Origin of the sequence: Marinobacter sp. (genome assembly GCF_965229985.1) — a bacterium.
In the GTDB taxonomy this organism is placed as follows: Bacteria; Pseudomonadota; Gammaproteobacteria; order Pseudomonadales; family Oleiphilaceae; genus Marinobacter.
The window spans coordinates 39,703-58,023 of the sequence record NZ_OZ245935.1; the positions used below are offsets into that span (position 1 = coordinate 39,703).

Annotated in this window: 14 protein-coding genes; 13 read left to right on the forward strand and 1 reads right to left on the reverse strand. The window is 56.7% G+C overall.

Going from position 1 to position 18,321, the window contains the following annotated elements; translation table 11 throughout:
* Window positions 1-71 precede the first annotated feature (71 nt).
* Entirely contained in the window at window positions 72-224 is a 153-nt protein-coding gene (locus ACO06L_RS00200; RefSeq protein ID WP_202347282.1) for a hypothetical protein, read from the forward strand.
* 2 nt (window positions 225-226) lie between these two features.
* On the opposite strand, the gene ACO06L_RS00205 is transcribed toward ACO06L_RS00200, so the two are convergent.
* On the reverse strand, window positions 227-1,276 hold the full coding sequence (locus ACO06L_RS00205; RefSeq protein WP_202347283.1) for an AraC family transcriptional regulator: 1,050 nt from the start codon (window positions 1,274-1,276) through the stop codon (window positions 227-229).
* Between the two features lie 154 nt (window positions 1,277-1,430).
* Between ACO06L_RS00205 and ACO06L_RS00210 the strand changes: the two genes are divergently transcribed.
* From ACO06L_RS00210 to ACO06L_RS00265, 12 genes are all read left to right on the forward strand, one after another.
* The gene (locus ACO06L_RS00210) at window positions 1,431-3,500 is read left to right on the forward strand and encodes an NADPH-dependent 2,4-dienoyl-CoA reductase (RefSeq protein WP_202347284.1); all 2,070 of its coding nucleotides are present in this window, start codon (window positions 1,431-1,433) and stop codon (window positions 3,498-3,500) included.
* Between the two features lie 205 nt (window positions 3,501-3,705).
* Complete coding sequence (locus ACO06L_RS00215) at window positions 3,706-4,953, forward strand: DNA repair protein (protein ID WP_202347285.1); 1,248 nt, start codon at window positions 3,706-3,708, stop codon at window positions 4,951-4,953.
* 111 nt (window positions 4,954-5,064) lie between these two features.
* Window positions 5,065-5,949 carry an NAD(+) kinase gene (locus tag ACO06L_RS00220; RefSeq protein ID WP_064227361.1) on the forward strand — a complete coding sequence of 295 codons (885 nt, stop codon included), beginning with the start codon at window positions 5,065-5,067 and terminating at the stop codon, window positions 5,947-5,949.
* A 2-nt stretch (window positions 5,950-5,951) separates the two neighbouring features.
* Window positions 5,952-6,965, forward strand: a complete 1,014-nt coding sequence (locus ACO06L_RS00225; protein ID WP_202347286.1) for a metallophosphoesterase — start codon at window positions 5,952-5,954, stop codon at window positions 6,963-6,965.
* Between the two features lie 43 nt (window positions 6,966-7,008).
* Complete coding sequence (locus ACO06L_RS00230) at window positions 7,009-7,875, forward strand: rhomboid family intramembrane serine protease (RefSeq protein ID WP_202347287.1); 867 nt, start codon at window positions 7,009-7,011, stop codon at window positions 7,873-7,875.
* Between the two features lie 165 nt (window positions 7,876-8,040).
* The gene (locus tag ACO06L_RS00235; protein ID WP_064227364.1) at window positions 8,041-8,331 is read left to right on the forward strand and encodes a YeaC family protein; all 291 of its coding nucleotides are present in this window, start codon (window positions 8,041-8,043) and stop codon (window positions 8,329-8,331) included.
* On the forward strand, window positions 8,328-9,167 hold the full coding sequence (locus tag ACO06L_RS00240; RefSeq protein WP_202347288.1) for a DUF2797 domain-containing protein: 840 nt from the start codon (window positions 8,328-8,330) through the stop codon (window positions 9,165-9,167). The genes ACO06L_RS00235 and ACO06L_RS00240 overlap by 4 nt, the downstream gene beginning before the upstream one ends.
* An 82-nt stretch (window positions 9,168-9,249) precedes the next feature.
* Window positions 9,250-11,892: an aminopeptidase N gene (gene pepN, locus ACO06L_RS00245; RefSeq protein ID WP_202347289.1), complete on the forward strand. Its 2,643-nt coding sequence runs from the start codon at window positions 9,250-9,252 to the stop codon at window positions 11,890-11,892.
* A gap of 136 nt (window positions 11,893-12,028) precedes the next feature.
* Window positions 12,029-13,417 (forward strand): DUF1329 domain-containing protein, encoded by a 1,389-nt coding sequence (locus ACO06L_RS00250; RefSeq protein ID WP_202347290.1) that lies wholly within the window; start codon window positions 12,029-12,031, stop codon window positions 13,415-13,417.
* Between the two features lie 146 nt (window positions 13,418-13,563).
* On the forward strand, window positions 13,564-14,712 hold the full coding sequence (locus tag ACO06L_RS00255; RefSeq protein WP_227512647.1) for a WD40/YVTN/BNR-like repeat-containing protein: 1,149 nt from the start codon (window positions 13,564-13,566) through the stop codon (window positions 14,710-14,712).
* A gap of 46 nt (window positions 14,713-14,758) precedes the next feature.
* Window positions 14,759-17,143 (forward strand): efflux RND transporter permease subunit, encoded by a 2,385-nt coding sequence (locus ACO06L_RS00260; RefSeq protein ID WP_202347291.1) that lies wholly within the window; start codon window positions 14,759-14,761, stop codon window positions 17,141-17,143.
* A 185-nt stretch (window positions 17,144-17,328) separates the two neighbouring features.
* The gene (locus ACO06L_RS00265) at window positions 17,329-18,312 is read left to right on the forward strand and encodes a TAXI family TRAP transporter solute-binding subunit (protein WP_230707552.1); all 984 of its coding nucleotides are present in this window, start codon (window positions 17,329-17,331) and stop codon (window positions 18,310-18,312) included.
* Window positions 18,313-18,321 lie beyond the last annotated feature (9 nt).

Below are 18,321 nucleotides of genomic sequence, written 5' to 3' on the forward strand. Positions count from 1 at the left end.
CTCTTCTTGTTTTACTCCGTAACAGCCCCAGTATTTCTGACGGCCTTTCCTGTCTGCGCGAATTCAATTCTGTGTCATCGTTCTGTCACCGAGACGGTCTAGTCTGTTCCGGAAAGTTCAAGAACAGGACAGCCGCCATGCGGGATTACGAAGAAGAGTTGATTGAAAACCAGTTTGAAGAATACGAAGACGATGATGGCTGGGACGATGCTATGGAGCTCTGATCTCAGGAATGCCGGATTCGCTTTCGGTGTTCCCCCGGGCTCAGGCTGAACCATCGCCGATAAGCCTTGTGAAAGGCGGCAGGATTGGCAAAACCCAGAAGCCAGGCGATTTCCGCCAGTGATGTCTCCGTCTCGCGAATATAATCCCGCGCCAACTGTTTCCGCGTTTCATCCATCAGTTCCCTGAACCCGGTTCCCTCTGCAGCCAGCTGTCGCTGGAGCGTCCATGGCGCAACCCCCAGTTTCATGGCAATGGTTTCCAGGCTCGGTGTCTCGCCCCGGAACAGCGGCGTGAGAAGGTGTTTTACCCGATCGCCCGTTGTCCATCCCCGTCGGATCTGCTGCAGTTCCCGTTCGCACAGCTGCGTCAGCTTTTCATGCATGGCCGGTTGGGCCTGTTGGCTCGCGCTTTCCCAGATATCCTGCCGCACTGTGAGGCTGTTATTCGCCGCTCCGAATTGCACCGGACAGCGGAACCAGCTTTCGAATAAGTCATCCTGGCCAATGGACCGGTACTCGATGGTGACTCTCTCAAGAACGTCATAGCGACCGGTCACGGTTCGCAGGAACTGGGTCCAGGCCGCCAGAACAGAATCCACCACGAAATAGTTGAAGCCGTTGTAAGGGCGAATCGAATAGAACTGGGCCTGCCGGATTTCCGGCCAGACCGTTGGTGTTCCCCGGCTGTTGCGGCTGGTCAGCAGAGCATAGCGAATCAGTGCGCTGATCGCCGCTCCGGCCGTGCTGGCGGTCTCTCCGGCAAGCCCGGCAATACCGGCGTCGACAGGCCGGGATAATGCTCCCATCCTCAAACCCAGGGCCGGGTTGCCGGTCTCGTTGATCGCCGCGTGCCCGAGGCGCATGAATCTTGGAATGCTGATGCGTGCTTCTGGCGATGTCAGTGTCTGATGGTCAAGCTGGAAACGGGATGCCAGTTCTGCACTGTTCGCACCTTCGGCTTCGGCTGCCCGCATTAGCGCAGATACATAGAGAACACTGATGTCTCCCAGTGAGTTCTGGCTTTTGGGTGGGGTAGATCGGCGATCGCTCATTGCAGTCTTTGTCTGACATGTTATGCAGGGATAATAAAATGTTATGCCTGGATATTGTCGATGGCAAGGACCGCGAGTAGTTTAAGGCTCAACAATGAATGGGACCCTGGCCGTTTTGGGAGTCCCGCCGAAGATCACGATGAGGAGACCGAACATGACTGCGAGCACCACTCCGGGCGTAGCCAAATACCCGAACCTGCTTGAGCCGCTGGATCTTGGCTTTACCAAATTGCGTAACCGTACCCTGATGGGCTCCATGCACACGGGGCTGGAAGAAGCCAAGAACGGATTCGAACGGCTGGCGGCGTTCTATGCAGAGCGTGCCCGCGGCGGTGCAGGCCTGATCGTTACCGGCGGTATTGCTCCGAACGTAGAAGGGGGCGTGTTCCAGCACGCCGCCAAGATGACCACCGAAGAGGAATCCGACAAGCATCGGATTATCACTGACGCCGTGCATGAAGCGGATGGCAAGATCTGCATGCAGATTCTTCATGCTGGCCGTTACGCTTACTCTCCGGAGCTGGTGGCACCTTCAGCAGTCCAGGCACCGATCAACCCGTTCAAGCCCAGGGAGCTGGATGAGGCGGGCATCGAAAAGCAGATCCAGGATTACGCGGATTGTGCCGCACTGGCACAGCGTGCCGGCTATGACGGTGTTGAGGTCATGGGTTCGGAAGGGTATTTCATCAACCAGTTCATTGTTTCCCACACCAACCACCGGACCGACCGCTGGGGGGGCAGTTACGAAAACCGTATCCGCCTGCCCATCGAAATCGTACGCCGCGTGCGTGAGCGGGTGGGAGAGAAGTTTATCCTGATCTACCGCCTCTCCATGCTGGATCTGATTGAAGATGGCAGCACCTGGGAAGAGGTTGTGCATCTGGCCAAGGAAATCGAGAAGGCGGGAGCCACCATTATCAACACTGGCATCGGCTGGCATGAGGCCCGGGTGCCCACCATTGCCACGTCGGTTCCCCGTGGGGCCTTTACCAAGGTGACCGCGCGCTTGAAAGGTGAGGTGAGCATTCCGCTGGTCACCACCAACCGGATTAACATGCCGGACGTGGCCGAGAAGATCCTGGCCGAGGGCGATGCCGACATGGTGTCCATGGCCCGGCCGTTCCTGGCAGACGCTGATCTGGTTCTGAAGGCGGCAGAAGATCGCGCCGAGGAGATCAACACCTGCATTGGTTGTAACCAGGCCTGCCTTGATCACACCTTTAGCGGCAAGCTGACGTCCTGTCTGGTGAATCCTCGCGCCTGTCACGAGACCGAACTGACCTACGTGAAGACCGCCAATCCAAAGGCTATTGCTGTGGTTGGTGCTGGTCCCGCTGGCCTGGCATTTGCCACGGTAGCTGCGGAGCGGGGGCACAAGGTCACCCTGTTTGATGCTGGCAGTGAGGTTGGCGGCCAGTTCAACGTTGCCAAGCTGATTCCGGGCAAGGAAGAATTCTACGAAACCCTGCGTTATTTCCGGGTGATGCTTGACAAGCATCAGGTGGATGTCCGCCTCAACACACGTGTCAGTGCTGAAGATCTAAAGGCCGGCGGCTTTGATGAGGTTATTCTGGCGACGGGCGTCAAGCCGCGCACTCCGGAAATCGAGGGAATCGATCATCCGAAAGTCATCGGTTATCTCGATGCCCTGCTGGAGCGCAAGCCGGTCGGGCAGAAGGTGGCCGTTATCGGCGCTGGCGGTATTGGCTTCGATGTCTCCGAGTTTATTGTCCACAAGGGCACGTCGGCCGCGATAGACACCGACCACTTCATGCGTGAGTGGGGCGTGGATCTGAGTGTTGCGCACCGTGGTGGCATTCAGGGCGTTGAGCCGGAAGTGCCGGAGCCTGCCCGTGAGGTCTACCTGCTTCAGCGTAAGGCATCGAAAGTGGGCAAGAATCTGGGCAAGACCACGGGATGGATTCACCGAACCTCCCTCAAGAACCGTCAGGTTCAGATGGTGCCCGGTGTCACCTATCGCAAGATTGATGATCAGGGGCTGCACGTAACGGTCACGCCCAAAGGTGCGGAGCAGGGCGAAGACCGGGTGCTGCCGGTGGATACCATTATCGTATGTGCCGGTCAGGAGCCGCTGCGTGAACTGCAGAGCGATCTCGAAGCGGCTGGCCTGCCGGTGCACCTGATTGGCGGTTCGGATGTAGCCGCGGAACTGGATGCCAAGCGGGCCATCGATCAGGGCAGTCGTCTGGCGGCAGAGCTTTAAGCGCAAACACGATCACAAATCGTTGCAGTTTTTCCCTGTGCAGAAACGATTGTCTGGCTAGACTAATAGCTTTGAGTCTGTCAGCTTGCCTCTTCACCCTGATGCGGGGAAGCCGGGGTTGAAGAGGCCGGCATCGCTATCTGATGGAACATCTTTCCGGGTTCTGTCGTGTGGTGTCGAGTCGTTGAACTGTGGAGAACGTGCAATGGTGTCTGCCGACCAGGCAACCGATGGTTATTCGGCGGTATTTTTTGTGGAAGGGAATCAGGTGGCCCGTGAGATGCGGGCCAATGAATTCGGAGCCTTCCTGGATGGCTATGTAGGGTTGTCCGATCTCGCCGAAACCGATGTCAGGGCTGTTCTGGTTGAACTGAGTGGCGATCTCCGGGTTCAGGCACTGGTTTTCTTCCGGATCTGGTTTGATGAGGAAGGTCGAGCCGACAGTCACTGGAATGTGCCAATTGAAGAGCTGGCAAGAATGGGTGCCAAAGGGCCTGACATGGGTGGCGGTGCGATCCGGCTGGTTTGCCGGAGCCAATGCCCCGACCCCAAGTTCAAGGAGGATCTGTGGGACCCGGACATGACACCCGGGAACAACCATTTTCAGGCGATTCGCAAAGCGGTTGAGGCCAACAGTCTCAAATTCCGGAAAATGGAGCCGGTCCAGGAAGAGAACATTCCGGTTCTGAGCGAGCAGGCCGAGGATTCTGCTGAGCGTGAAGAGTCTGCGGCAGCGGCAGATCGTTCTCGTCTGGCGCAGCTGATTCGGGAGCAGCGCCTGCGGATCAAGACCCTGCAAAGTGTTCACCGGGATGCCCTTTCGGACATCCAGCGGGAACATCGGCTGGAAATTCAGGCGTTGCGCAGTGATTTTGCAGATCTCGAGCAGAAATACGAGCGCCAGCGCCTGAGTAATGAGCAGCTCAAAAAGCGCCTGGCGGAGCGAAATGAGCAGTACCTCACCATGCAGGAGCAGATGGCCGCTGTTGGTGAGGAAAAACAGCGTGAGGATTCAAACGCGGGTGCCGAGCTATTGCTGCTCAGGGAACAGCTGGAACGGCGCCAACGGGAGCTGGAGTTAAGGGACGAGAAAATCGTTGCCCTTGAGGAGGAAAATCACGAGCTGAGCCATCGTGAACCGCCGGAGGACTCCATCATGGGCCATCTGAAGCGCCAGACGGTGTTTCTGGTGGCCTACCAGCCGGGCGTCGGTCATGTGACGCTGCCTTTCAAAGACATTGAAACCTACTTCAGTAACCCCACCGCCTATGCAGCAGAACGCTGCGGTATGAATGAGCCCGCTTATCGGGAATGGCTGGAGCATTACGAAAACCCCGTCTGCACCCACGAAGGCAACGATGGCAATTCTTGTGGTGAGCCGATTCTGCGGGTAAGTCAGCCAGCAGAATTCCGTCCGGGCATTGATGACCGGTGCGAGAAACACCAAGCCTGAGGCCGGAACTTTTTCAGTATCGGGGTGACTTTCGTTAAACTGTACGCCAGATTGTCACCGGGGTAACGGTTTCGTTTGTCCCCGCCGCATCCCGACACCACAGGAAACTTCATGGATCAGTTCAGGAACATTGGTGTGATTGGCCGTATGGGCAGCGTGAAAGTGGTTGAATCACTGCGCCAGCTCAAACAGTACCTGATCGCCAACAACTACCACGTCATTCTTGAGGAAGACACAGCCAGCATGTTGCCCGGGCATGGCCTGCAGGTGGCGAGCAAAAAACTGCTGGGCGAGATCTGTGACCTGGTTATTGTGGTCGGCGGTGATGGCAGCCTCCTGGGAGCCGCCCGTGAGCTGGCCAAGTCCAAGATTCCCCTGCTTGGGGTAAACCGTGGCCGTCTGGGCTTTCTGACCGACATATCCCCTTCCGACCTTGAGGAACGACTGGGCAAGGTTCTGGAGGGCGAATACATGGAGGAAACCCGGTTTCTGCTGGATGGCAACGTCGAGCGTAATGGTCAGCCCCTGGGGTTTGGTACCGCCCTGAACGATGTTGTGCTGCATCCGGGTAAATCCACCAGGATGATCGGCTTCGATCTGTTCATTGACGGCCATTTTGTCTACAGCCAGCGCTCGGATGGCCTGATCGTCTCCACTCCGACCGGGTCTACGGCCTACTCGCTTTCCGCTGGTGGTCCGATCATGCATCCCAAGCTGGATGCCATTGTTCTGGTGCCGATGTTTCCCCACACTCTCAGTAGCCGGCCGATCGTTGTCGATGGCAAGAGTGAGATCAAACTGGTGATCGGGGAGACCAATGAAACCTATCCGCAAATCAGCTTTGACGGCCAGATGAACATTGCCTGTGCGCCAGGCGACATCATTCGCATCACCAAGAAGCCGTTCAAGATCCGGTTGATTCACCCCACCGACCACAACTTCTACGCCACCTGCCGTGACAAGCTTGGCTGGGCTAGTGAAATATCAGCGAGTTGATCATGGCTGCAACAAGACCGACCGCGAGTCGCGGTTACGACATTATTGGCGATATACACGGCTGCGCCAATACCCTGGCCAGATTGCTGGACCAGATGGGGTACCGCAAGATCAACGGGGTATACCAGCACCCGCGTCGTCAGGCGATTTTCATTGGCGATATCATTGATCGTGGACCCCGCATCCGCGAGGCGCTGCATCTGGTGCGGGACATGGTGGAACATGGTGCGGCCCGTATTGTCATGGGCAATCATGAGTACAATGCACTCGGCTACTGCACCCGGGCACGTCCCGGCAGCGGCAAAACCTTTTTGCGCGAGCACAATTCGCGTCATGACCGTCTGATCCGGGAGACCCTGGAACAGTTCGAGGCGCATCCGTACGAGTGGAATGAGTTTCTCGAGTGGTTCTACACCATACCGCTGTTCATCGACGACGAGGATTTCCGCGTTGTTCACGCCTGCTGGGACGGCGATCTGATCGAAAAATTCAAGCAGTCGCAGGGCGGCGCCTGCATCGATGAGGATTTCCTGCACGCTTCTGCCGCCATCGAGTCCTTTGCCGGGCAGGTCATGGATACCCTTCTGCGTGGCACAGATCTCCGGCTCCCCGAGGGAATGGCTATCACGGGCCGGGATGGCTACGTGCGTGAGTTTTTCCGAACCAAATTCTGGGCGGACGATCCCCATACCTATGCCGATGTTGTGTTCCAGCCAGACCCGCTGCCGCCCGAAGTGGCAAGCCGGGTACTGACCGATGGCGAGCGCAAACAACTGATCAGCTACCCCCTGGATGCGCCGCCGGTTTTCGTGGGCCATTACTGGATGGAGGGCGAGCCTGCGCCGCTCAAACCTAATGTCGCCTGCATTGACTACAGTGCCGTGAAGTACGGGCGGCTGGTGGCCTACAGGATGGATGGTGAGCGGGCACTTTCCCGTGACAAATTTGTCTGGGTAGATGTGGAAAGGCCGGAGCAACCGGACTATCCCACCAGCGAGGACAGCGTTGCGCGGTAAACCGTGCATTGCAGCTGAACCATTTCCACAGGCGGAGTAAGCGGTGTACCGAGTCAAGCAGTTGGATACCACGGTGAACCTGGCCGGCTTCAGTCGCTGGCTGAACGGCCAGGGTGTGACCCACCGGATTACGGAAGAAGGGGGATTCCAGGTGCTTTGGCTGGAGGACCCGGCCCACGCTGAACCTGTGCTTTCCGCTCTGGACCGTTTCATGGCGGAACCCGAAATCAGGGAGGCTGTTGTGGATCGCCAGAATCGGTCGCCGGTATTTGTTGGTGGGCGCTGGCAGCCTTCACCTCGGCATGCGCCGCTGGTACTTGGGATCATTGTGTTTGCTGTAGCCATGGTCTGGCTTACGGCCATGGGCCAGAATGAACTGGCGGCCAGCCTGATGGTGATTGATCCACGTGATTATGACTGGGGCACCATGGCCGGTCGCGTTGACGCCTTGACCGCCACCCTGGCCAGTGGCCAGATTTGGCGGCTGCTGACACCCGATTTTCTGCACTTCAGTTGGACCCACATCATATTCAATTCCGTCATGCTCTGGTTTCTGGGCAGCCAGATCGAATGGTTCGATGGTCGGGCCCGATTGATCACTCTGTTTGTGATTACCAGTCTGGTCTCGAACGGCTTGCAGTATTTTGTTTCCGGGCCCCTGTTCGGTGGCCTATCCGGAGTGGTTTATGGGATTCTGGGCTATTGCTGGCTTAGCCAGCGATCTGCACCGAGGTTCCAGTTTCCGCCGGCACTGGTTACCTTTGCAGTTGCATGGATGGTGATCGGGTTTACGCCACTTCCCGAAATGATCGGGCTCGGGCGTATGGCCAATGAAGCGCACCTGGGTGGGTTTGTTGCCGGATTGGCCCTTGCGGTGGTTTTGCCCGTAAGACGCAGGCGTGGGGCATAAAAAAGCCCCGCCAGAGGCGGGGCGTTAAAAGAGCTTTTAGCTCCTGATGAGAGAGACCAAATGATACGACCGTCGTCATTTGGTGAGGCAATGATAATCATTATCGTTTGATGCTGTCAAACGGTTCTGCCACATTTTTAATGAACGTTTTTTCAGGAGAGCGGGATGACCTACGAAGAACTGATCGAGCGGCTGGATCCGAATGTCTACCGGAGTCTCCGGCAGTCAATTGAACTCGGTAAATGGCCCGATGGCCGTAAACTGACGCCCGAACAGCGTGAAATCAGCCTGGAGGCGGTGATCTACTACGAGAATCTGCACAACATTCCGGAAGAGGAGCGCACAGGCTACCTCGACCGGGGCAGCAAGGCGGGGACCGCCTGTGATCCGTCGGTTCAGCGCACGCAGGGTAACGGTGACGTCGATCCAGACCAGTATGTTGAGGTCAAGTCTTGAGCGAGCTGATTGATGTCACCGGCCGGCTGCGCAAAATGCCTGCGGAGGTGGGTGACCCGGTGGCGTACTCCATTGCTGTGGGCGACACCCGCATTCCTCTGAACGACTTGATCGGTAGGCCGTTGCGTCTGGATTTCGATGGTGTGATCCGGTGCATCCACTGCGACCGGAAAACCAACAAGAGCTTCAATCAGGGCTTCTGTTTTCCCTGTTTTCGTAAGCTGGCGGCCTGTGACAGTTGCATCATGAGTCCGGAGAAGTGCCACTATCACCTTGGTACCTGTCGGGAGCCGGAATGGGGAGAAACCCATTGCATGGTCGAACACGTGGTGTATCTGGCCAATTCATCGGGTTTGAAGGTGGGCATTACCCGCGGATCCCAGGTGCCAACACGCTGGATTGATCAGGGGGCAGTAGACGCCATACCGATGGTCCGTGTTGCAACGCGGTATATTGCCGGCCTGGTGGAAGTCGCCTGCAAGGCCCATGTCGCTGACCGGACCAACTGGCGGGCGATGCTCAAGGGCGATGTTCCTGAGCTCGATCTGGCACAGGAGCGTCAGCGCATGCTTGGGCTGGTCGCTGACGATCTTGAGGCGCTTCGGCAGACCCACGGTCAGGATTCGATCCGGGAAGTTGACGAGCAGGGCCTTGGCCTGAGCTATCCCGTCAAGGTCTGGCCAGAAAAGATCAAAACCCATAACCTCGACAAAACGCCGGAAGTGGAGGGCGTGCTCGAGGGCATAAAGGGGCAGTACCTTATCCTGGATACCGGTGTGATCAATATTCGGAAATTCACCGGTTATGAAGTCCGTTTCCGGGTCATGGAAGGCTGACAGCGCCTTGCCCGGCCCATCTTTTCACGCCAGCGGGCCCTGAATTCCAGCGCCCGCTGGCCGCGAACTCTGGAGAAAACCAATGCGTACCAGCCAGCCACAGAGCATTTATCTGAGCGATTACAAGGTACCGGCGTATCTGGTCGACACCGTAGACCTGAGGTTCGAGCTTTTTGAAGACGGGGCACGTGTGCACAGCACGCTTGAGGTTCGCCGCAACCCGGAATCTGGTGAAGTGTCTGCACCCCTGGAGCTTGATGGCGACAGTCTGACGCTGGAATCCGTCGCCCTGGATGGCGCCGAGCTGGCAGAGGGTGACTATGAGGACCGGGGCGATCAGCTTGTGGTCCGCTCCGTACCGGAGCAGTTCACGTTGACCGTGGTGACCTGGATTGAGCCACAGAATAATACCCGTCTGGAAGGTCTGTACAAATCCTCCGGCATGTTCTGTACCCAATGTGAGGCAGAAGGCTTCCGGTGCATTACTTTCTTCCCGGACCGTCCGGACGTGATGGCACGTTTCCGAACCCGCATCGAAGCCAACAAGGACGCCTATCCTGTCCTTCTCTCTAACGGCAACGATGTGGAAAAAGGCGAGTTGGAAAACGGCCGGCATTTTGTCACCTGGGAAGACCCGTTCCCCAAGCCCTGCTACCTGTTCGCCCTGGTGGCCGGAGACCTGGTAGAGAAACGGGATACCTTTTCCACGTGCTCGGGCCGTGACATTGATCTGCGCATGTACGTGGAGCCTCGAAATGCCGAGAAGTGCGACCACGCCATGGATTCCCTGAAGCGTTCCATGCGCTGGGATGAGGAAGTCTATGGTCGTGAGTACGACCTCGATATCTTCATGATTGTGGCGGTGGATGACTTCAACATGGGCGCCATGGAGAACAAGGGGCTTAACATCTTCAACTCCTCCTGTGTGCTGGCCAGCCAGGAAACCGCCACGGACATGGCGTTCCAGCGAATCGAGGCCATCGTTGCCCACGAATATTTCCACAACTGGTCCGGCAACCGGGTTACCTGCCGCGACTGGTTCCAGCTCAGCCTGAAAGAAGGCTTCACGGTATTCCGGGATTCCCAGTTCTCTGCGGATATGGGATCTCCGACAGTCAAGCGGATTGAGGATGTAACGCTGCTGCGTACGGCCCAGTTTGCTGAGGACGGAGGCCCCATGGCGCATCCGGTGCGGCCGGCTTCCTACATGGAAATCTCCAACTTCTACACCCTGACCATTTACGAAAAAGGTGCAGAAGTCGTGCGCATGATCCACACCCTGCTGGGGCCGGACATGTTCCGTAAGGGCAGCGATCTGTATTTTGAGCGCCACGATGGTCAGGCGGTAACAACTGATGACTTTGTAAAAGCCATGGAGGATGCTTCCGGTCGTGATCTGGGTCAGTTCCGTCTCTGGTATGAGCAGGCAGGCACGCCAGTGCTGAATGTTTCGGATGACTATGACGCCGGGAAAGGTGTGTATCGCCTTACTATTGAGCAGAGCATTCCGGATACCCCGGGACAGACCAACAAAAAACCGCAGCACATACCGTTTGCGCTTGGTCTGCTTGGACCGGATGGACAGGCGCTGCCGTTGCAGCTTGAATCCGGAGATTCGGGTGCGCCGACGGAGCGGGTGCTTGAGCTAACCGAAGCCGTCCACACTTTCGAATTCCATGGCGTCGAGTCCAGACCCGTGCCATCACTTTTGCGGCATTTCTCCGCGCCGGTTCGGGTTCGCTACAACTGGACCCGCGAGCAGCTGCTCTTCCTGATGAGCCATGATCCGGACGGGTTCAATCGTTGGGATGCGGGTCAGAGACTGGCGGTCGATGTTATTCAATCGCTGTTCGGTGCGCCGGACGATGCGGAAATCGAACCGAGACTGGTGGAGGCTTATCGCAAACTGATTTCCGACACCAATCTCGACCAGGCCCTGGTGGCCAAAATGCTACAGCTTCCCTCTGAGGCCTATCTGATTGAGCTGGCTGATAACGCCGATGTGCCGGCCATCCATCAGGCCCGTGACGCGGTACTCCGGCATCTGGCCGGTGCCCTGAAAGGCGAGCTCATTGATTGCTACCAGCGCCAGCAGGACAGTGGCCCCTACGAGGTGACGCCGGAGGCCATTGCTCGTCGTAGCCTGCGCAATACCTCTTTGGCCTGGTTGCTGATGATTGATGACGAGGAAGGCCGGGGCCTGGCTGTGAGCCAGTTGAACTCGGCTGACAATATGACCGATCGCATGGGTGCCTTGCGTGCGCTCGTCAATTCGGGCTTTGAGGCTGATCGCCAGCACGCGCTGGATGACTTCTATGACCGGTTCCAAAGCGACCCACAGGTTGTTGAGCAATGGTTCTCTGTGCAGGCAGCCAGTGATCAGGCCGGCCAGCTCCCGGACATCCATAAACTTCTGGAGCATCCGGCCTTTGACTGGAAAAACCCCAACAAGATTCGCTCTGTGGTGGGTGCGTTTGCGGGTCAGAATCTGGCTGCGTTCCACAAGCCTGACGGTTCCGGTTACGAATTCCTGGCGGATCAGGTCTGCCGCCTGGACGACAGCAACCCGCAGATTGCTGCGCGCCTGGTGACGCCGCTCACCCGATGGAGAAAGTTTGCGCCCGCGTACAGCGCTCAGATGAAATCCGCTCTGGAGCGGATTCGCGACAAATCCGGACTGTCCCGGGACGTTTATGAGGTGGTGCACAAGAGCCTTGCGGAGTGAAGTCAGATACAAAATCGCACTTTCGGTCGATAGACTTTAGTCTGGGATCGGGTAATCTGGAGTAAGGTCTGTAATTCCATCAGACGACAATAAAAAAGCCTCCGCAGAGGCTTCCAGACGCACTTAAGGTTTCACAATGATGTATAACAAAAATGCGATTCTCGGCGGCCTGCTGGCTCTCTCCGTGGCATCAGGGCCTGCGTGGGCGGCGGTCTCCGCCAGTGAAGCGGCCCGTCTGGGCCAGGAGTTGACACCCTTTGGCTCGCCCAAGGCCGGTAACAGTGCCGGTACCATCCCGGCCTGGACCGGAGGGCTGACAGAACCGCCTCCCGGCTATGAGGGCAGCGGACAGCACCACATTAATCCGTTCCCGGATGATGAAGTCCTTTTTACCATTACGCCCGCCAACATGGATCAGTATGAGGAGTACCTCACTGACGGTGTGAAGGCGATGCTCGAAACCTACCCGACCACATTCCGGGTGCCCGTTTACCAGTCTCGTCGTACCCATGCGGTCCCAGATTGGGTGGCAGAGAATACCCGTGAAAACGCGGTAAGCGCGGAGATTGTTGGTCAGGGCGAAGGGCTGGATGGAGCCTTTGGTGGATACCCATTCCCGATCCTGCACGGCAATGACGAGCAGAAGGCCTGGCAGGCGGTCTGGAACCATCTGACCCGCTGGCGCGGTGTCTCTGTAACACGGCGCTCCAGTGAGGTGGCGGTCCAGACCAACGGCGACTATTCGCTGGTTACTTCCCAGCAGGAAGCCTTCTTCAATTTTTACAACCCGGAAGGTGGTGAAGAAGATCTGGATAACGTGATCTTCTACTACCTGTCGTTTACCCAGTCACCACCCCGCCTTGCCGGTGGCGCCATTCTGATTCATGAGACCCTGAACCAGATCATCAACCCCCGGAATGGTTGGGGCTACAATGCCGGCCAGCGTCGGGTACGTCGGGCGCCAAACCTGGGGTACGACTCCCCGATTGCAGCGGCTGACAACCTCCGGACTGCAGATGATACCGATATCTTCAACGGGGCCCTGGATCGCTACAACTGGAATTACGAAGGCAAGCGGGAAATCTACATCCCCTACAACAATTACCGAATTGGGGAAAAAGGTCTTCCTTACGAGGAAATCCTCGGTATCTCCCATCTGAATCCGGACCTCACCCGTTGGGAGCTTCACCGTGTGCACGTGGTTGAAGCCACACTGAAGGACGGTGAGCGCCATATCTATGGCAAGCGCCGCTTCTATATCGACGAGGACAGCTGGAACACGGTTCTGCTGGATCAGTACGACGGTCGCGGCGAACTCTGGCGTGTAACGATGGGGCTGCCGAAAAATTATTATGAACTTCCGGGTGTGTGGACGGTTCTTGACGTCTATCATGACCTTCAGGCCCGTCGTTATCATGTACTCGGTCTGGACACAGAAGAGGCCAATACCCGCGTGTTCACCAACGAGGTCCCGAACAGGCGTTACTTCTCGCCGGCTTCCCTGCGCCGCAGGAGTGTTCGCTAACGCACTGTTGGCCGAGGGATGCGTCCCCGCCCACAGGAAGTGGCGACCCGACATACCGGCAACCGTAAGGTTGCCGGTATGTTTACAGTTATTCCCGGCTTTGCCGGTCAGAGACACAGTTCAATACAACATAATAGGCAATCTGAATGGCTAAAAGGTTGATGTGCAAGACTCTGGGCGCTGCCTGCCTTGGACTTTCCATGGTCTGGTCTGCCCCTGCAGCGTTTGCGCTTGCAGATATCATCGAAACCCCGGCCCGGCCGACGGATCTGGCCCCGGAAAATCTTCTCACCGATGCGACCCGGGTTGGGGATCGCATTGTGGCCGTGGGAGAACGCGGCCATATCATTTACTCGGATGATGAGGGGAAAACCTGGGTTCAGGGTGAGGTACCTGTTTCTGTGACCCTGACAGGGATCGATTTTGGCTCCGACAGCCATGGCTGGGCAGTGGGCCACAGCGGCGTTGTCCTACATACCAGCGATGCCGGGGCCACCTGGAGCCTTCAGATTGACGGTATCCGCGCCATGGAACTGGCCATTGAGAGCCGGGAAGAGCAGATTGCCGCCATGGAGGAGCGGATCGAAGAAGCGCCCGAAGAAGAGAAAGAAGATCTCGAGTGGGCGCTCGATGACCTCTACTTCGCCCTCGAGAACATTCAGGCGGATATGGACATCGGCCCAGTTAACCCGCTGCTGGATGTCTGGTTTGAAAACGAGAACCGCGGTTTTGTGGTGGGCGCCTACGGTATGTTCCTGCGCACCATGGACGGCGGTGAGACCTGGAAAGACTGGGCGCCAAGAATTGATAACCGGCAGAACTTCCACCTCAATGGCATTACCCGGATCACGGGTGGTGCCCTGGTGGTCGTTGGTGAAGCCGGTCAGATACATGTCTCCGTAGACGGTGGTGAGACCTTTGAGCGCCGTGAGGCGCCTTATGAAGGCTCCCTGTTCGGTGTTATCGGCACAGGCCAGGTTAACGAGATTCTCGCCTTTGGCCTTCGTGGCAATATGCTGTTCTCTTCAGACCTCGGCAAAAGCTGGCGGATGGTTCCCAATTCGGCCGGGGCTACGCTCAACGACGGCGTCGTTTCGGAGGATGGTCGTATCACCTTGGTAGGCAATAGTGGTGCGGTACTGATGAGCACCAATGGCGCCGAAACCTTCCGCGAGTATTTCCGAAGTGATCGTGAAGGTGTCATGAGCGCGGTGCCTATTTCAGGAACAGACCTGCTGATTGTCGGCGAAGGTGGGGTAAAGATCACAGACGCCCGTGGAAGAAACCTTCAATAACGCCCTGATGTGGCAACAACCGAACGAACAATAGAGGGGCTTTTGAATGTCCAACCCTAAGCATGACAAGGGCGAGCACTATCTGACCACGCCCAAGGCCGAACCCTTTCTCGAAAGGCTGATCTTCAATAATCGGCCAATCATTCTTGTCGTCTTCGCCGTGTTGACGCTGTTCCTGGGATATAACGCCGTCAAGATCCAACCGGATGCCAGCTTCGAGCGGATGATTCCGCTTGAGCATCCCTACATTGTAAATATGCTTGATCACCGGGATGATCTTGAAAACCTCGGTAACTTCGTTCGTATCGCCGTCGAGGTCGAAGAGGGCGATATTTTCACCCAGGAGTACATGGAAACTCTGAAGCAGATCACCGACGAGGTTTTCTATCTCAACGGCGTGGATCGCTCGGGTCTCAAATCCCTCTGGACGTCGAATGTCCGCTGGGTTGAGGTTACCGAGCAGGGTTTTCAGGGTGGCACTGTCATACCGGACGGCTATGACGGCTCCCGGGACAGTCTGGAGAAGCTTCGCCAGAACGTTCTTCGTTCTAACGAAGTCGGGCGCCTGATCTCTGATAACTTCCAATCAACGATCGTTTACGCGCCGCTGTACGAGAAGAATCCGGAGACCGGTGAGGCTCTGGACTACGGAGAATTTTCCCGTCAGCTTGAAGAAAAGATTCGTGAAAAGTACGAAGAACAGAACCCGAACATCAAGATTCATATTGTCGGTTTCGCCAAGAAGGTCGGCGATCTGATTGAGGGGATTGGTTCTATCGCCTGGTTCGCAGGGATTACCATCCTGCTGACCACGCTGTTGCTGTTCTGGTACTCGCGGGCTATTGCCGGCACCCTGGTTCCTGTCTTTACCTCAATCATTGCGGTGTTCCTGCAGTTGGGAACTCTTCGGTTGCTGGGCTACGGGCTGGACCCTTATTCGGTGCTGGTGCCATTCCTGGTGTTTGCGATTGGTATCAGTCACGGCGTTCAGATTGTGAATGCCATGGCCGTTGAGGCTGCCAAGGGCTTTGATGCCGTGACCGCTGCGCGCCTGGCTTTCCGCGCACTATACATACCGGGCATGTTGGCTCTGATTTCGGACGCCTTTGGCTTCCTGACCCTGTTCTTTATCGAGATCGACGTTATCCGGGACCTGGCCGTTGCCGCAGGTATTGGTGTGGCGTTCGTGATCTTCACCAACCTGGTGTTGCATGTACTGATTATGTCTTATGTCGGTATCTCCAAGGGGGGGATCCGTCACGTGCAGAATCACGGCGAAAAACAGGATCGGAAGTGGCGCGTTTTGTCCTACTTCTCCCATCCGGGCGTTGCGCCAATCTCGTTGCTGATTGCTGTAATTGGTCTCGGTCTTGGTCTTTATTACAAGCAGGATCTGAAGATTGGCGACCTGGATCAGGGTGCGCCTGAGCTTCGTGCGGATTCCCGCTACAACAAGGACAATGCCTACATCATCAATAATTACTCGACCAGTGCGGATGTATTGGTGGTGATGGTCAAGACGCCTGAAGAGCAGTGCACGCAGTATAATGTGCTGCGGGCCATGGATACTCTGCAGTGGGAGCTTCAGAACACGCCGGGCGTTCAGTCTTCGGTATCACTTGCAGATGTTTCCAAGATGGTGACCAAGGCGCTGAACGAGGGCAACTGGAAGTGGTATGAGATCTCACGCAACCAGACCATCATCAATGCGTCGATTCGTGAGGCACCTGCCGGGTTGATTAATACAGACTGCAGCCTGACTCCGGTTTTGGTGTTCCTTGAGGATCACAAGGCAGAAACCCTGGAAACCGTCGTTGAGCGCGTCGAACAGTTTGCGGAGAAAAACAGCACTGAGGAGCACAGGTTCCTGCTGGCGGCGGGTAACGCCGGTGTCGAGGCCGCTACTAACGAGGTTATCTCCGGCGCCAAGGATAAGATGCTGATCCTCGTTTACAGTGTGGTGAGTTTGCTGTGCTTCGCGACCTTCCGTTCGATCCGTGCTGTGCTGTGTATCGTGATACCTCTGGGACTGACTTCGATCCTCTGTGAGGCGATCATGGCGGTATCCGGCATTGGTATCAAAGTGGCAACCCTGCCGGTTATTGCCCTGGGGGTCGGTATAGGTGTCGACTACGGCATCTATATCTACAGCAAGCTGGAGAAATACCTGCTTGAGGGCAAAACGCTTCAGGAGGCTTACTACGAGACCCTGCGCTCCACTGGTAAGGCGGTTATGTTTACCGGCGTGACTCTGGGCCTGGGTGTTGTCACGTGGATTTTCTCGCCCATCAAGTTCCAGGCCGACATGGGCTTCCTGCTGTTTTTCATGTTCCTCTGGAACATGGTGGGAGCCATCTGGCTGTTGCCGGCCCTGGCCCGGTTCCTGCTGCGGCCGGATCAGATGCTTGCCAAGGCCCGAGCTGCGAAATAACATTGGCGCCGACCTGCAAAAAAGCCCGCATTGCGGGCTTTTTTGTTGTCTGGTCAACCGGTTAGCGAGCTAATCCATACTTTATTTATGGTGTGAAGTGGTCTATGTTTTATGGTGATCGTACGTCTTGCCCGCTCTTGAAGCGGGCGCCGAATTACAATGAACAGAAAAAAGGAAGAACTCACATGACACTGAAACTCAAAGCCTCCGCATTCGCTGTCGCCGCCGCAGTCAGCCTGGGTGCTGCTTCAACCTCCGTTTCCGCTCAGGAGCAGCGCTTTGTGACCATCGGCACCGGCGGTGTAACCGGCGTTTATTATCCGGCTGGCGGTGCTATCTGTCGTCTGGTGAACATGGACCGTAAAGAGCACGGAATTCGGTGCTCTGTCGAGAGTACCGGTGGTTCCGTCTACAACCTGAATGCCATCCGCCAGGGAGAGCTCGATTTGGCAGTTGCCCAGTCAGACTGGCAGTACCATGCCTACAATGGCACCAGCCAGTTCAAGGATGATGGTGCTAACAAAGATCTCCGCGCTGTCTTTTCTCTGCATCCGGAACCGTTCACCGTTGTTGCCAGCAAGGGCTCAGGTATCAAGACCTTTGAAGACCTTGAAGGCAAGCGGGTATCCGTTGGTAACCCGGGCTCTGGCCAGCGCGCCACCGCCGAGGTTCTGATGGATGAGATGGGCTGGACGCTGGACAAGTTCTCCCTGGCTGCCGAAATCAAGGCCGCGGAGCAGTCCCAGGCCCTGTGTGACGGTAACATTGATGCCTTCTTCTACACCGTTGGCCACCCGTCCGGTGCGATCAAGGAAGCGACAACTTCCTGTGACAGTGTCCTGGTCAACGTGGATAACGCCGCCACCCAGAAGCTGATTGACGATAACCCGTACTATCGTAAAGCGGTGATTCCTGGCGGTATGTATCGTGGCAGTGACGAAGACGTAACCACCTTTGGTGTTGCGGCGACCTTCGTGTCATCCACCGATGTCCCCGATGATGTTGTCTACGCCGTTGTGAAGGCTGTTTTCGAGAACTTTGACAGCTTCAAGCGTCTGCATCCGGCGTTTGCCAACCTGAACAAGGAAGAAATGGTCTCTGATGCCCTGAGTGCGCCGTTGCACCCGGGTGCTGCCAAGTACTACAAGGAAGCCGGTCTGATCGACTGATCTGTCTGC

What these genes read in the sequence shown, in the direction of transcription:
- ACO06L_RS00205 (WP_202347283.1), bottom strand. Translation starts at nt 1,276, where the DNA reads ATGAGCGATCGCCGATCTACCCCACCCAAAAGCCAGAACTCACTGGGA.
- ACO06L_RS00210 (WP_202347284.1), top strand. Translation starts at nt 1,431, where the DNA reads ATGACTGCGAGCACCACTCCGGGCGTAGCCAAATACCCGAACCTGCTT.
- ACO06L_RS00215 (WP_202347285.1), top strand. Translation starts at nt 3,706, where the DNA reads ATGGTGTCTGCCGACCAGGCAACCGATGGTTATTCGGCGGTATTTTTT.
- ACO06L_RS00220 (WP_064227361.1), top strand. Translation starts at nt 5,065, where the DNA reads ATGGATCAGTTCAGGAACATTGGTGTGATTGGCCGTATGGGCAGCGTG.
- ACO06L_RS00225 (WP_202347286.1), top strand. Translation starts at nt 5,952, where the DNA reads ATGGCTGCAACAAGACCGACCGCGAGTCGCGGTTACGACATTATTGGC.
- ACO06L_RS00235 (WP_064227364.1), top strand. Translation starts at nt 8,041, where the DNA reads ATGACCTACGAAGAACTGATCGAGCGGCTGGATCCGAATGTCTACCGG.
- pepN (WP_202347289.1), top strand. Translation starts at nt 9,250, where the DNA reads ATGCGTACCAGCCAGCCACAGAGCATTTATCTGAGCGATTACAAGGTA.
- ACO06L_RS00250 (WP_202347290.1), top strand. Translation starts at nt 12,029, where the DNA reads ATGATGTATAACAAAAATGCGATTCTCGGCGGCCTGCTGGCTCTCTCC.
- ACO06L_RS00255 (WP_227512647.1), top strand. Translation starts at nt 13,564, where the DNA reads ATGGCTAAAAGGTTGATGTGCAAGACTCTGGGCGCTGCCTGCCTTGGA.
- ACO06L_RS00260 (WP_202347291.1), top strand. Translation starts at nt 14,759, where the DNA reads ATGTCCAACCCTAAGCATGACAAGGGCGAGCACTATCTGACCACGCCC.
- ACO06L_RS00265 (WP_230707552.1), top strand. Translation starts at nt 17,329, where the DNA reads ATGACACTGAAACTCAAAGCCTCCGCATTCGCTGTCGCCGCCGCAGTC.